Below are 14,790 nucleotides of genomic sequence, written 5' to 3'. Positions count from 1 at the left end.
TCACTGCTGCGTCCAAAACGTGTCCAATCCTTCGTCGACGGCGCGGACGTCGTCGGGGGTTCCGAATACTTCGAAGCGGTAGAGGTGCGGCACGGCGCACTTCCTCGCGATGATGTCGCCGGCGAGGCAGTAGGCCTCGCCGAAGTTCGTGTTGCCGGCGCCGATGACGCCGCGGAGCAGGGAGCGGTTGCGGGGCTGGTTCAGGAACCGGATGACCTGCTTGGGCACCGCTCCCCCGTCGATCCCGCCGCCGTAGGTCGGCAGGACGAGCACGTAGGGCTCGTCGACGTGGAGCGTGTCGGCCTTCGCCCCGTCGCGGTGCGAGTGCAGCGGGATGCGCTGCGCGGGCCGCCCCAGCTTCTCGATGAAGCGGTGCGTGTTGCCCGAGCTGCTGGAGAAGTAGACGAGCTCACTCATCGTGTGCTCCTCCTCCGGGTGCCCTGCGGGGCGTCGTGGCGGTCGTTCCGGTGAGGACCCGAGCCTCGCGACTCGGATCCTCCGCCGGTCCGGGGCAGAACCTGCCCACCCGGACCGGCGGAGCGTGGGGCCGCCGCGTCGGGGAGGGACGCGGGCGGCGAGGGGTGTCAGGCCCCGAGGGTCGCGATCTTGTCGGGGCGGAAGCCGCTCCAGTGGTCGTCGTCGGTGATGACGACGGGCGCCTGCAGGTAGCCGAGCGCCTTGACGGCCTCGAGGGCCTTCTCGTCGACGGAGAGGTCGAACACCTCGTAGTCGATGCCCTTGCTGTCGAGGGCGCGGTAGGTCGCCGTGCACTGAACGCAGGAGGGCTTGGTGTAGACCGTCACGGCCATGCGTGTCGTCCTTTCCGGGAGGGTGTCCTGGGCCGGCTCCGAGGCGTTCCGTCGGCGTGCCGATCGGGGTGGGAGACGGTCGTGAATGGTACGTCTGGGGTGGTGCTGGGCGCCGGAGGGGCGCTCGCCCCGACCTGCTCAGCAATACTACATATAGGGGGGCGCCCGGCGGGAGCCCACTAGGGCTAGTAGTTACATTCGTGTAGTTATGCACCGGTTCGTCCCCCGTTCATCCACAGGCCGAGGCCCGCGGATCCGCGCGAGGACGCGGATCGCCCGGAGTTATCCACCGCTGTGGAGAGGCTCCCGGTGTTCCCTGTGTACAACGCTCGTCGGCGTGTCGCTGTTCCCGACATCCGGGGTCGGAGGCAGGGTCGGACCACCACATGTAGGGGTCGTCGTGCGTCCGGGATCATGCTCGAACGGTAGGCCGCACCACCGACACCGGGGGCGCGGCCGAGAGTTCTCAGGCCAGGCGCGCCAGGTCCCGCGCCACTGCCCTCAGGTACGGCAGCGGGTCCGCGATCGCCGCGGCGGCCGACCCCGCGGCCTCGACCAGCGAGCCCGACGCGGCGAAGCCCGTGGTGGGCGCCTGGATCGCTCCGGCGACCAGCATCGCCCGCGCACCGGCCTCCTCCGCCAGCCCCAGGAGGTAGGACGGCACCTTCCCCGCCCTCGACTGGGCGTCGAAGCGCCCCTCCCCCGTGAGCACGACGTCCGCACCGTTGATCAGCGCGGGGAGGCCGAGCGCCTCGCCCACGGCGGCCGAGCCGGGGGCGAGGCGGGCGCCCCATGCGAGCAGGCCGAACCCGGTGCCGCCGGCCGCGCCCGTGCCCGCCTCCTCCGGATCGGCGTCGAGGTACGCGGCCAGGTGCCGCAGCCCGTCGTCGAGCCGCAGCACGTCGTCGCGTGAGGCGCCCTTCTGCGGTCCGAACACGTGCGCTGCTCCGGAGTCGCCCAGCAGCGGGTTCGTCACGTCGCTGAGGATCAGCGCGCCGCCGACCGGAACCCGCCGCAGCGCGTGCAGGTCGACGGCCGCGAGGTCGTGCAGGGCGCCTCCGCCGTCTGCGATCTCGTGCCCGGACACGGTGAGGAAGCGCGCGCCCAGCTCGCGGAGGGCCCCGACTCCGCCGTCGGTGGAGGAGCTGCCGCCGATCGCCAGCAGGAGCGAGTGCGCCCCGGCGTCGAGAGCGGCCGCGATCGCCTGCCCGAACCCCCGGGTGTGCGCGGTCAGGGGGCGGAGCGGATCGAGCAGGGTGATGCCGCTGCCGGAGGCGAGCTCGACGACCGCCGCGCCGTCCGGCAGCAGCAGCCACGAGGTCTCGACGGGCCCGTCGTCGGGCCCGGTCACGGTGAGCGTGTGCCGCGCCGCCTCGGGGACGGCGACCTCGAACGCGTCGACCGTCCCCTCCCCGCCGTCGGCCATCGGAGCGAGCACGACCTCGTCTCCGGGACGCTCCTCGCTCCAGCCCTCGGCGAGCGCCTCCGCGACCTCGACGGCCGTCGCGGACCCCTTGAAGGAGTCGGGGGCGATCACGACACGGAGGGCTGCGCTGCTCATGCGCCCCATTCTGGCAGCCGTGCTCGGCCCGCCGACCTGTGGAGAACGGGAGCGGGGATCCACCGATCCGGGGCATTCTTCCCGGATGCGACAGCCCTCCCCACTCCCCGACGGCTTGCCCGGACGTGCGTTCTCGGTCGCCGAGGCCGCCGCGACCGGCGTCACCGCCGCACGCCTGCGCGCATCAGATCTCGACAGGCCCCACTCGGGGGTGCGGACCCCGCGAGGATCACCGACGACCGTCGCCGCTCGCGCCCGCGCCCTCTCCACCGTGCTCGGCGACGGAGCCGTCTTCAGTCACCTCACCGCAGCTCGACTGTGGCCACTCGATCTGCCGCGTGAGGCTGAGGACGAGCCGCTGCACGTCGCGGTCCGGCATCCCGGCCGAGCTCCGCGGCGGCGAGGTGTGGTCGGGCACTCGATCCGCGACCCGGACGTGCGCGCCGTCCTCCGACACGGACTGCGCCTCGTCGACGGCGCGAGCCTCTTCTGCCACCTTGCGACCGTGCTCGCTGTCGAGGACCTCGTGGCGGTCGGGGACGCGCTGGTGCGCGCACCGGTGCGACAGGTCGTCGGGGATCGGCGCCCCTGGATCACCCGCGACGAGCTCCAGCGCCGCGTCGCCGGCTTCACCGGCCCAGGAGCCCGAGCCGCCAGGCGCGCTCTCGCTCTCGTGCGCTCAGGGGCCGAGTCGCGACGCGAGACCCACTTCAGGCTCGCGCTCCTGGATGCGGGACTTCCCGAGCCGGAGCTCCAGATCGAGCTGTTCGACGCGGAGGGCTCGTTCCTCGGACGGGTGGACGTCTTCTACCCGGACTGGGGAGTCGGCGGAGAGTACGAGGGCGATCACCACCGCACCGACCGCGCGCAGTGGGACCGCGACCTGATCCGCTACGAGAGGATGGCCGCGGCCGGATACTCGATCGTGCGGATCGCGGGGACCTCCTTCACCCGCGACCCGGCGGGGTGCGCCGCCCGCGTCCGCGCGCGACTCCTGGCAGCCGGCTGGCGAACCGGGCACTGATGCCGTTGGACACTTTCTGCGGCTACAGAGCCGTCACAGCAGCAGAAAGTGTCCAACGGCGACCCGCAGACCACAGGGGGCACGCTTAGAGCGGGGTCGCGAGGCGGTAGCCGCGCTTGATGACCGTCGCGACGAGGCGCGGCTCCGGGAGCGACTGGCGCAGGCGGCTGATCGCGACGTCGACCGCGTGGTCGTCGAGCGCCTCGGGGGCGGAGGCGGCGAGCACGCCGCGCGCGACGGTCGCGCCCTCGGCGGCGACCAGGGTGCGGAACAGCGCCAGCGCCACCGGGGTCAGCGGCACCCGCTCCCCCGCGAGCACGGCGTGGCGGCCGCGGAGCTCGAGGGGTCCGTACGCGGTCTCGATGCGCGGGGCGCTCTGCTCGAGGTGCTCGCAGAGCAGGCGGATGAGGGCGCCCATCCGGAACCGGTCGGGGACGATCGGCAGGATCTGCGCCTCGACGAGCGGTGCCGCAGTGACGGGGCCGACCGCCGCGGCGACGACCGTCTCGCGGAACGCGGCCTGCAGGGCGTCGAGCCGGCCCGCGGCCTCGGCGACCGTGAAGAGGGCCTCGACCGCGGGGGCGCTGGTGAAGGTGACGGCGTCGATCCCGCCGCAGCAGATCGCCTCGATCAGGCGGAGGACCCGCGCCGAGTCCTCGTGCACGCTCCAGCGGTAGGGGGCGGCGGTGAGGACCGTCGCGCCCGCGTCGGTCAGGCGCTCGAGCTGGTGCGGGTCGGTGAAGCCGTGCAGCTGCACCGCGATCGTGCGGCCGTCCACTCCCTCGCGCAGGGCCAGGTCGACGAGGGAGGTGGTGGTCTCGCGCTCGCTCATGCCGTGGTCGTCGAGGCCGGCGGCGCGGACGGCTCCGCGGGCCTTCGGACCCCGGACGAGGATCCGCGCGGCCGAGAGCGCGTCGGTGAGCTCGTCGCCCAGGCCCGCGGCGTCGGCCGCCTCGAGCCAGCGGCGCATCCCGTAGGAGGTCGTCGCGAGCAGCACGTCGGGGCGCCCGGCGACGATCGCGCGGGTCTCGTCCTCGAGGACGCCCTCGGTGTCGATGCCGCGCATCCGGATGGTGGGCGCGTGGGTGACGTCGGCGCCGCGGCGCTCGAAGGCGGCGATGAGGTCCTCGGAGCGGCGGTCGGAGGTCACGCCGATGCGGAAGCCGACGAGCTGGTCGGGCCGGAATCCCGGTGAGGAGGCGTCGGAGTCGGGTGCGTCGGTGGTGCTCATCGGCGGCCCCCTCGGGCTCTCACGTCGTCAGCGCATCGACCGCGCGGGCGATGCTCTCGGGATCCTGAGAATCATCGCACGAGGCCTGGCGCACGACCTCGCCGATGACGATGACCGCGGGAGAGCGCGGGGCGAGGTCGGCCAGCAGCCCCATCACCTCGCCGACGGAGGTGATCGTGGTGCGCTGGGCGTGCGACCAGCCGCGCTCGACGATCGCGAGCGGCATCTGGGCGGTCATGCCCGCGCGCTGCAGCCCGGCGACCAGGTGCGGGAGGGTGTTCACGCCCATGAGGACGACGAGCGTGCCGCCCAGCCCGGCCAGGTGCCCGAGCTCCTCCTCGCTGAAGGGGGCGTGGCCCGAGACCACCGTGAACGCGCGGCTGACCTCGCGGTGCGTGACCGGGATGCCCGCGGCTGCCGGCACCGAGATCGCGCTCGTCACTCCTGGCACGACCGTGACGGGCACGCCGGCGACGCGGCAGGCGCGCACCTCCTCGGAGCCGCGGCCGAAGACGAACGGGTCGCCGCCCTTCAGCCGCACCACGTCCAGGCCGTCGAGCGCGCGGGCGACCATCAGCCGCTCGATCTCGTGCTGCGGCACCGCGTGGTGGCCGGGCGTCTTGCCCACGTCGATGAGCTCGGCTCCGGGCGCCCGGTCGGCGAGGCCGTCGTGCGGGCCGAGGCGGTCGTAGAGCACGACGTCCGCCTCGCGCAGCGCGCGATGCGCGGCGAGCGTCATCAGATCGGAGTCGCCGGGGCCGCCCCCGACGATGCTCACGTGCCCGAGGGGCCGGTGGGGAGCGCCGGCCTCGTCGACGGTCCAGATCCCGTGCCGGGCGGCCTCGGCGGAGGCGGCGGCGCGCAGCTCGGCGGCTCCCTCGACCCAGACGAGGAGCGCCGGGCATCCGGCGGCCAGGAGCGACGCGGAGGCGAGCCGCACGGGCAGCGCGTCGTCGGCCTCGCGCCGCTCGACAACCGCCCCTGCGGCGCGGTAGCGGGCGAGCACGCGGCGGGTCCCGGAGGCGGTGCCCACGACGAGCACGCGCCGGCCGGTCAGATCGAGCGAGAGCTGCATCAGGACTCCTTCACCGAAGCGGAAGCGGACGCCGCCAGCGACGCCGGCGGCCCCACGACGCTCACCGGCCCGACCGGGATCGTCGTCCCCGCCACCAGCACCGGCCCGTCGGAGCGCTCGTCGCTCCCCGCCGGCCGGATCTGCCCGCGCTCGCGCACCGTCGAGACCCGCGGATCCGCGGTGTCGGGCGCGTTCACGAACGAGCGGAAGCGGCGCAGCCGATCGGGGTCGGCCAGGGTCGCCGCCCACTCGTCGACGTAGGTGTCCACGTGGGTCGCCATGGCGGCCTCCAGTTCGGCGGCGATCCCGAGCGAGTCCTCGCAGACCACCTCGCGCACGTGGTCGAGGCCGCCGGGCAGGTCCTCCTGCCAGCGGGCCGTGCGCTGGAGGCGCTCGGCCGTGCGGACGTAGTACATCACGTAGCGGTCGATGTACTGCACGAGCGTGGCGTCGTCGAGGTCCTGCGCGAGCAGCTGCGCGTGGGCGGGCTGGTAGCCGCCGTTGCCGCCGACGTAGAGGTTCCAGCCGGTGTCGGTCGCGATCACGCCGATGTCCTTGCCGCGCGCCTCCGCGCACTCGCGCGCGCATCCGCTGACGCCCAGCTTGAACTTGTGCGGGGAGCGCAGGCCGCGGTAGCGCTCTTCGAGGAAGATGGCCATGCCGACCGCGTCCTGCACGCCGTAGCGGCACCACGTCGATCCGACGCACGACTTCACCGTGCGCAGCGACTTGCCGTAGGCCTGGCCCGACTCGAAGCCGGCGTCGACCAGCAGGGTCCAGATCTCGGGCAGCTGCTCGAGGCGGGCGCCGAACATGTCGATCCGCTGGCCGCCGGTGATCTTCGTGTAGAGGCCGTACTGCTCGGCCACCTCGGCGATGACCTTGAGCTTGGCGGGCGTGATCTCGCCGCCCGGGATGCGCGGGACGACCGAGTACGTGCCGTCCTTCTGCATGTTGGCCAGCGCCCGGTCGTTGGTGTCCTGCAGGGGCGCCTGGCCCTTGTCGAGGATGTAGGCGTTGGTCTGCGTCGCGAGGACGGAGGCGATCACGGGCTTGCAGACATCGCAGCCGAGGCCCGAGCCGAACCGCTCCATGACCTGCTCGGCCGAGTGGAGGCCCAGGATCCGCACCGACTCGAACAGCTCGCTGCGGCTGAGCGAGACGTGCTCGCAGAGCGCGCGCGACACCTCCACGCCGGCGCGGGTGAGCTCGGTGTCGAGCAGCTTCTTGACCAGGGGGACGCAGGAGCCGCACTGCGTGCCGGCGCGGGTGCAGGCCTTCAGCGGCCCGAGCTCGGTGCAGCCCTCGCCGATGGCGTGGCGCACCTCGCCCACCGAGACGTTGTTGCACGAGCAGAGCTGGACGTCGTCGGGCAGGTCGCCGCTCGGAGCCTCGGCGCCGGCCGCCGCGAGGTACGCGCTGGGCTCGGCGGGCAGCTCGCGGCCGAGCAGGGGGCGGAGGGAGGAGTAGGGGCCGGCGTCGCCGACGAACATGCCGCCCAGCAGGGTCTTCGCATCGTCCGAGACGACGATCTTCTGGTACAGCCCGCGGGCCGGGTCGGCGTAGACGACCTCGAGGGCGCCCTCGCCCGCCCCGAGCGCGTCACCGAAGCTGGCCACCTCGACGCCCGAGAGCTTGAGCTTGGTGGCGTCGTCCACTCCGGGGAACGTCGCGTCGCCGCCGAGCAGCCGGTCGGCGACGACCTCGGCCATCGCGTTGGCCGGTGCGACCAGGCCGACCGTGCGCCCCTGGATCGCGGCGACCTCGCCGATGGCCCAGACGTGCTCGCGGCTGGTGCGGCAGGCGTCATCGACCACCACTCCCCCGCGCGGAGCGACGTCGATGCCGACCGCGCGCGCCAGCTCGTCGCGAGCGGTGATCCCGATCGAGAAGACGACGAGGTCGGCGCCGATGCTCGAGCCGTCGGTCAGGGTGACGCCGAGCACGGTGCCGGTGGGCGAGGTGAGGATCTCGGTGGGCCGGTTGCCGAGGTGCAGCGCGATGCCCTGCGCCGAGATGATGCGGCCCAGCGCCTGGCCCGCACCCTCGTCGAGCTGCGCGCTCATCAGCCAGCGGCCGGAGTGGATGAGCGCGGTGCGCGCGCCGAGCCGGTGCGCGCCGCCCGCGGCCTCGAGGCCGAGCAGCCCTCCTCCGACCACGACCACGTTCGCCGGGCGGCCCTTGCGCTCCTGGAAGGCGGCGAGGTCCGCCACGAGCGAGTCGACGTCCTCGAGCGTGCGGTAGACGCGGCCGTGCTCGGCACCGGCGATCGGGGGCACCGTGGCGGAGGAGCCGGTCGCCAGCACGATCTCGTCGCCCTCGAACCAGCGGCCGTCGGCCAGCTCGACGCGGGGGTGCTCGGGGTCGATCGCGACGACGCGGGAGGAGGTGATCAGCCGCGCCGACTCCCACAGGGCGCCGTCGCCGAGGGTCAGGTCCACGCGCCCCTCGAGCCGCTTCGAGAGCGCGACGCGGTCGTAGGGGTGGTGCACCTCCTCGCCGAAGACGGTGATGTCGAGAGCGGAGTCGGCCCGCGCGACGAGCGCGTCGACCAGGCGGTGCGCGGCGGGGCCGGCGCCGACGACGAGCACGCGTCGGGGGGCGTCGGCGGCGGGGTTCGCTCCTGCGGTTGTCATGGGGTCCACCGTAGGCAGGCGCCGTTTCCCCGCCGTTGCCCGGACGTAACGCTCTGTGACGGGCGTCTCACGGTGCCGCGGAGCGGTCGTGAGAGCTTCGTTACGCCCGGGACACCGCAGACGTCATCGGCTGAAACGCGGGGTCCCTACCGTGTCCTTCACCGCCTCCGATCGGCTGCGGGATCCTCGATCGAGAAGGCGGGACCATGACACTCCTCGACCTGACCCGCTCCCCCTCGTCGACCACGACCTGGGTCCCCGTCTGCAACCGCCTCGAGCTCGAGCCGCTCTGGGGCGAGGCCGCGCTCGTCGGCGGCGTCCAGCTCGCGCTCTTCCTCCTCCCGGACGGACGCGTCTTCGCCGTCTCGAACCTCGACCCCGCGACGGGGGCCGCCGTGCTCTCGCGCGGCATCGTCGGCTCGCGGAACGTCGACGGCGTGCAGCGCGCCACGATCGCCTCGCCGCTGCACAAGGACGTCTTCGACCTCGAGACCGGCCGGTGCTACACCTCCGAGTCGCTGCACCTCGCGACGTGGAGTGTGCGGGAGTCGGACGGCGTGATCGAGGTGGCCCAGCGGACCGCCCTCGTCGCCGCCTCGCACGGCACCTCGGACGACGACGGCCGCCGCGCCGTCGCCGCGCTGGTCGACGCGGTGCGGACTGCGAACCCCGCGCTCGACGTGCTCGACTCCTTCGTGGACGTGCAGCAGCCGGACGTGCCCGAGACCCTCGGCACGCTCGAGCCCGGTCGCCCCGCGGTCGTCGTCCCGCTGCTGCTCAGCGCCGGCTACCACGTGCACGTCGACCTCGCCGAGGCCGCGGCCGAGGCGGAGCGACCCGTGCGGGTCACCGGCGCGCTCGGGCCGGATCCGCGGCTCGCGACGGTCCTCGCCCGCCGCCTGCACGAGGCGGGCCTTCGCGAGGGCGACCGGATCGTGCTCGCCGCCGCCGGCTCCAGCGACGCCGGGGCGGTCGCCGACTGCTGGACCACCGGGCGCCTGCTCGCCGCCCAGCTCGGCCGCGAGGTGAGCGTCTCGTTCATCTCGGCCGCCGAGCCGCGCGTCGCCGATGCGGTCACCGCCGAGCGCGCGGCCCACCCCAGCGCGCGCGTCGTCGTCTCGACCTACCTCCTGGCCCCCGGCTACTTCGCCGGTCTGGCCGCCTCCGCAGGCGCGGACGTCGCGTCCGCTCCTCTTCTCACGGCCGTCGATCCGCCCGCGCGCGAGCTCGTCGACATCGTCTCGGAGCTGTTCGGGCGCCACGCCTGAGCACTCCGCTCCCCCCGCACCACCACCGCTCCACCTCCCCTTCCCGAGCGCGCCCCCGCGCGCGCCGACCCTTCCCCGGAGGACCACGATGACTGCTGCACCACCGACCACCGCCCCCGCCACCGCTGCTCCCGGCTCCGGCATCACCCGCCGACCCGGCCGCTGGATCGACGGCTGGAACCCCGAGGACCCCGCGCAGTGGCAGGCGGAGGGGCGCTCCGTCGCCGGCCGCAACCTGCGCTGGTCGATCTTCGCCGAGTTCCTCGGCTTCGTCGTCTGGCAGCTCTGGTCGGTCGTCGTGGTGCAGCTTCCGGCGGCGGGCTTCGACTTCACCACGGGCGAGATCTTCTGGCTGATCTCGATGCCGAGCCTGGTCGGGGCGACGCTCCGGATCCCCTACACCTTCATGGTCCCCCGCTTCGGCGGGCGCAACTGGACCATCGTCTCGGCCGGCCTCCTCCTCATCCCGAGCATCGGGCTGGCGCTCGCGGTCGGGAACCCCGAGACGCCCTTCGGAGTGATGCTGCTCATCGCGGCGCTCGCCGGCTTCGGCGGCGGCAACTTCGCCAGCTCCATGGCGAACATCACCTTCTTCTACCCCCACGCGCAGAAGGGCTACGCACTCGGGCTCAACGCCGCGGGCGGCAACCTGGGTGCGGCCGTCGCACAGCTGATCGTGCCGATCGCCATCACGATCGGAGCCGCGGCGACCGTGAACCTGCCGCTCGCCGGCTGGATCTGGGTGCCCCTGATCGTCGTCGCCATGATCGGGGCGTACAAGCGGATGGACAACCTCTCCACCGCCAAGGCCGACGTCGCCGCCTCCCTCGCCGCTCTGCGCGAGCCGCACCTGTGGATCCTGGCCGTGCTCTACATCGGCACCTTCGGCTCCTTCATCGGCTTCGCCGGGGTGTTCCCCAAGCTCATCGCCGACACGTTCCCCGAGTACTCGACCTTCGCCGTCGGCTCCGCGACCCTCACGCTCGCGTTCCTCGGCGCCCTCGTCGGCTCGCTCTCCCGTCCCTACGGCGGCCGCCTCGCCGACCGCTTCGGCGGGGCGCCGGTCACGATCGTCGCGTTCATCGCGATGGGCGCCGGCATCGTCGGAGTCATCGCGACGCTCCCGCTGGGCAGCTTCTGGCTGTTCCTCCTCGGCTTCCTCGTGCTGTTCGCCGCGGCGGGCATCGGCAACGGGGCGACCTACCGGATGATCCCCACCGTCTTCGCCCTGCGCGCCCGCCAATCGGGCAGCGACGGCGTCGGCGCCCAGCGCAAGGCGGCCGCCGCCCTCGGCCTCATCTCGGCCATCGGCGCCTACGGCGGCTTCGTCATCCCGCAGCTCCTGGGCTTCTCGAAGACCGAGTTCGGCGACTACACGACGGCCCTGGGCTGGTTCGTGGGCGCCTACGCGGTGATGCTCGCGATCACGGCGGGCGTCTACCTCCGCCTCGCCGCGACGACGGGGACCAGGATCTAGGCATGGAGACCGCCGCCGCACCGTCCGCCCCCGCGGGAGTCGACTCCCACTGCCCCTACTGCGCGCTGCAGTGCGCGATGACGCTGACGCCGGTCGACGCACCGACGCCGATCGCCGTCGCCGGGCGGGAGTTCCCGACGAACCGGGGCGGGCTGTGCGCCAAGGGCTGGACGTCGGCCGAGCTGCTCGCGAGCGGGCAGCGGCTCCGCGCACCGCTCCTGCGCGGCGCGGACGGCTCCTTCGCCGAGGTGACGTGGGAGCGGGCGCTGGACGCGGTGGCGGAGGCGGTCGTGTCGACCCGTCTCCGCCGCGGCGCCGACGCGGTCGCGGTCTTCGGCGGCGGCGGTCTCACCAACGAGAAGGCGTACCAGCTGGGCAAGTTCGCCCGGATCGCCCTCGGCACCTCGCGGATCGACTACAACGGCCGGTTCTGCATGTCCTCGGCCGCGGCGGCCGGCAACCGGGCGTTCGGAGTCGATCGCGGGCTCCCGTTCCCGGTGGCCGATCTCGACGAGGCCGACACGATCCTCCTGCTCGGCTCGAACGTCGCGGCGACCATGCCGCCGTTCCTGGCGCACCTGGCCGGGGCGCGCTCGCGCGGCGGTCTCGTGGTCGTCGATCCGCGCCGCTCCGCCACCGCCCGCCTCACCGAGGACGGCGCGGGAACGCACCTGCAGCCGGCTCCCGGCACCGACCTCGCCCTGCTGCTCGGGCTCACGCACCTCGTGCTCGCGGAGGGGCTCGCCGACGCGGAGTACCTCGAGGCGCGGACGACCGGCTTCGACGCGGTCCGCCGCAGCGTCGCGTCGTGGTGGCCCGAGCGCACCTCCTCCGTCACCGGCGTGCCGGTCGAGCTGCTGCGCCGCACAGCGCGGCGGCTCGCCGAGGGCCGCTCCTACGTGCTCACCGGCCGCGGGGTCGAGCAGCACGTCGACGGCACCGACACCGCCACCGCGGCGATCAACCTGTCCCTCATCCTGGGCCTCGTCGGCCGCCCCGGCTCGGGCTACGGCACCCTCACCGGTCAGGGCAACGGGCAGGGCGGGCGCGAGCACGGCCAGAAGGCCGACCAGCTGCCCGGCTACCGCTCGATCCGCGATCCGGAGGCGCGTCGCCACGTCGCCGGGGTCTGGGGAGTCGACGAGGCGTCGATCCCGGGGCCCGGACTGCCGGCCGTCGCGCTGCTCGGCGAACTCGGCCGCTCCGTCCAGTGCCTCCTCGTGCACGGCTCGAACGTGGTCGTCTCGGCGCCCGACGTCGACGCGGTGCGGGCGGGGCTCGAGGCGCTCGACACCCTCGTGGTCTGCGACTTCTTCCTCTCCGAGACGGCGGCGCTCGCCGACATCGTCCTGCCTGTGCCGCAGTGGGCGGAGGAGGAGGGCACCATGACCTCGCTCGAGGGCCGGGTGCTGCGCCGCCGTCGCGCCCTCGAGCCGCCGTCGGGCGTCCGCAGCGAGCTCTGGATCCTGAGCGAGCTCGCCCGCCGGCTCGAGGCACCCTCGACCTGGTCGACCGTTCCGTCCGAGGTGTTCGACGAGCTGGCGCGCGCCTCCGCCGGGGGCCCGGCCGACTACTCCGGACTCTCGCACGCCCTGCTCGACACGGGAGCGGAGGCCTACTGGCCCTACCCCGTCGGCAGCACCGGCACCCCGCGCCCCTTCGGCGAGCGCTTCGGCCACCCCGACGGCCGCGCGCGGCTGGTCGCGGTCTCGGCCGCCGACCGCTCGGTCGTCGACCGCGGCGACGAGCTGACGCTGATCACCGGGCGCTACCTGCAGCAGTACCAGTCGGGCACGCAGACCCGCCGGGTCGCCGAGCTCGACGCCGCGCGGCCGGAGGCGCGGCTCGAGATCCACCCGGCCACCGCCTCGCGACTCGGCGTGCGCGACGGCGCCCTCGTCTCGATCGGCAACGCGCGCGGAGTCGTCACCGCCCGCGCGAGCGTCACCGCCGACATCCGCCACGACACCGTCTTCCTGCCCTTCCACTACGCGGGACGCCAGTGCGCCAATCTGCTGACGGAGGCGGTCGTCGATCCGATCTCGTCCATGCCGGAGTTCAAGCGCACCCGCGTCTGGGTCCGCGCGGAAGGAGTGCCCGATGCCGTCTGAGACCCCCGAGCGCGTGGTGCTCCTGGGCTACGGTCCCGTCGGCGCGCGTTTCGTCGAGGAGCTGCTGCCCGCCGTCCGCGCCGGGTCCGTCGCCCTCACGGTCGTCGGCGCCGAGCCCGAGGACGCCTACAACCGGGTGCTGCTCGCCGAGTACGCCGTCGGCCGGGCCGCACGCGACCGCCTCGACCTCGGCGACCGGGCGACGGCGGAGGAGGCGGGAGTCGTCTTCCGCCTCGGCGCGGCCGCCGTCGGCCTCGACCGCGCGCGGAACGTCGTGCGCCTGCACGACGACGAGCGCCTCGCCTACGACCGCCTCGTCTTCGCCACCGGTGCCCGGGCGAACGTGCCCACGCTCGCCGGGATGGAGCGCTCGCGCCGCGACCGCCGGGTGCGCTCGGCCTCCCCCGAGACCCTCGATCAGGGCGCAAGTCCGCTGCCCGACCGTGTCGTCGCTCTCCGCGACCTCGCCGACGCGCACGTCGTCCGCGAGGCCGTCCGCACCGGCTCGCGCATCGTCGTGCTGGGCGCGGGAGTGCTCGGAGTCGAGTTCGCGCTCGCCGCCGCGGAGCAGGGCGCCGAGGTCGTCGTGGTCTACCACGGCGACATCCCCATGGGTCGCAATCTCGATCACGGCGGCGGGCGGATGCTCGCCTCGGCGGCCCGCGCAGCCGGCGTCGACATGGTCTCGCACGCCCGCTCCGAGAGCATCCTGCTGGCCCACGACGACCTCGGCCGCGCGCACTTCCAGGCGCTCGTCTGCGCCGACGGCAAGCAGATCGAGGGCGACCTGCTCGTGCTGTCCTGCGGAGTCGGCGCGCGCACCGAGCTCGCGGCGAGCGCCGACCTCGCGGTCTCGACCGGGATCCTCGTCGACGAGCACCAGCGCAGCTGGAGCGACCCGGACGTCTACGCGATCGGCGACTGCGCGCACGTCGCCCCGCGCGGCTCCGCTCTGCCCGACGGCCGGGTCGAGGGCGGGCCCAGCGGACTGATCGGACCCGGCTGGCAGCAGGCCGACCGCCTCGCCGCCCGCATCACCGCCGAGGCGTCCGGGCGCGCGGCCGACGAGCGCGTGCCCGAGGCCCGCCAGGCCGTGGTCATGCTGAAGGCCGAGGGCGTCGACCTCGTCGCGGGCGGCGACCCGACCCCCGAGCCGTGGGACGTGACACCCCACTCCGCCTCGTGCGCCGACCACGCCGAGGTGACCGTCTGGGCCGACCCCGCCCGCGGCGGCTACGCGAAGCTCGTGACGGTCGGCGGCGTGCTCCGCGGTTTCGTCTCGGTCGGCCTGCCGCGTGTGGGCGCTGAGCTGACGCTGCTGTTCGAGCGCGGCTCCGAGCTGCCCGCCGACCGCTCGAGCCTGCTGCGGCTCGACGCCCCGGATGCGGGAGCCGCCCCGACCGGCGACCCGTTCGCTCCGGACGCCACCGTCTGCTGGTGCAACGGCGTCTCGGCCGGCACCATCACGGAGGCGGCTGCCGCCGGCCACGACACGGTCGCGTGCATCGGCACGGCGACGAGGGCCGGCACCGGCTGCGGCGGCTGCACCGGCCGCATCGCCGAGCTGCTCGCGCGCACGGCCGTCCCGGCCTGAGGGC

The 14,790-nt window shown here is 74.1% G+C and carries 11 protein-coding genes; 5 read left to right on the top strand and 6 right to left on the bottom strand.

The genetic code is table 11. From position 1 onward, the window contains the following. From nrdI to LRG51_RS15960, 3 genes are all read right to left on the bottom strand, one after another. Positions 1-417, bottom strand: a complete 417-nt coding sequence (gene nrdI / locus LRG51_RS15970) for a class Ib ribonucleoside-diphosphate reductase assembly flavoprotein NrdI (RefSeq protein WP_055791095.1) — start codon at positions 415-417, stop codon at positions 1-3. Positions 418-584: 167 nt separating this feature from the next. Continuing rightward, positions 585-809 carry a glutaredoxin-like protein NrdH gene (gene nrdH, locus LRG51_RS15965; protein WP_055791091.1) on the bottom strand — a complete coding sequence of 75 codons (225 nt, stop codon included), beginning with the start codon at positions 807-809 and terminating at the stop codon, positions 585-587. A gap of 466 nt (positions 810-1,275) precedes the next feature. Then, on the bottom strand, positions 1,276-2,370 hold the full coding sequence (locus LRG51_RS15960) for a glycerate kinase (protein ID WP_230673614.1): 1,095 nt from the start codon (positions 2,368-2,370) through the stop codon (positions 1,276-1,278). An 85-nt stretch (positions 2,371-2,455) separates the two neighbouring features. Here LRG51_RS15960 and LRG51_RS15955 point away from each other — a divergent pair, with 85 nt between their 5' ends. Next, positions 2,456-3,394 (top strand): hypothetical protein, encoded by a 939-nt coding sequence (locus LRG51_RS15955; RefSeq protein WP_230673612.1) that lies wholly within the window; start codon positions 2,456-2,458, stop codon positions 3,392-3,394. 85 nt (positions 3,395-3,479) lie between these two features. Here LRG51_RS15955 and LRG51_RS15950 read toward each other — a convergent pair whose 3' ends face one another. Genes LRG51_RS15950 through nirB form a run of 3 tightly spaced genes read right to left on the bottom strand, consistent with a single transcriptional unit; the run spans position 3,480 to position 8,336 of the window. Then, positions 3,480-4,625, bottom strand: a complete 1,146-nt coding sequence (locus LRG51_RS15950) for a uroporphyrinogen-III synthase (protein WP_107573288.1) — start codon at positions 4,623-4,625, stop codon at positions 3,480-3,482. 19 nt (positions 4,626-4,644) lie between these two features. After that, entirely contained in the window at positions 4,645-5,700 is a 1,056-nt protein-coding gene (cobA, locus tag LRG51_RS15945) for a uroporphyrinogen-III C-methyltransferase (RefSeq protein WP_230673610.1), read from the bottom strand. Beyond that, positions 5,700-8,336, bottom strand: a complete 2,637-nt coding sequence (gene nirB / locus LRG51_RS15940; RefSeq protein WP_230673608.1) for a nitrite reductase large subunit NirB — start codon at positions 8,334-8,336, stop codon at positions 5,700-5,702. Before nirB ends, cobA begins: the two co-directional genes overlap by 1 nt. Before the next feature lie 206 nt (positions 8,337-8,542). Between nirB and nirD the strand changes: the two genes are divergently transcribed. The 4 genes from nirD (at position 8,543) to LRG51_RS15920 (ending at position 14,786) form a co-directional block, all read left to right on the top strand. Then, positions 8,543-9,604, top strand: a complete 1,062-nt coding sequence (gene nirD / locus LRG51_RS15935; protein WP_230673606.1) for a nitrite reductase small subunit NirD — start codon at positions 8,543-8,545, stop codon at positions 9,602-9,604. Between the two features lie 88 nt (positions 9,605-9,692). Then, complete coding sequence (locus LRG51_RS15930) at positions 9,693-11,081, top strand: MFS transporter (protein WP_230673604.1); 1,389 nt, start codon at positions 9,693-9,695, stop codon at positions 11,079-11,081. 2 nt (positions 11,082-11,083) lie between these two features. Then, a complete protein-coding gene (locus LRG51_RS15925) occupies positions 11,084-13,192 on the top strand; it encodes a molybdopterin oxidoreductase family protein (RefSeq protein ID WP_230673602.1) in 2,109 nt (702 codons plus the stop codon). Beyond that, complete coding sequence (locus LRG51_RS15920) at positions 13,182-14,786, top strand: FAD-dependent oxidoreductase (RefSeq protein ID WP_230673600.1); 1,605 nt, start codon at positions 13,182-13,184, stop codon at positions 14,784-14,786. Before LRG51_RS15925 ends, LRG51_RS15920 begins: the two co-directional genes overlap by 11 nt. The last annotated feature ends 4 nt before the right edge of the window (positions 14,787-14,790 follow it).

The sequence above is a fragment of the Rathayibacter sp. Leaf248 genome, from assembly GCF_920939495.1.
Classification (GTDB): Bacteria; Actinomycetota; Actinomycetes; order Actinomycetales; family Microbacteriaceae; genus Rathayibacter; species Rathayibacter caricis.
This window is presented reverse-complemented; position numbering and strand designations above follow the sequence as displayed.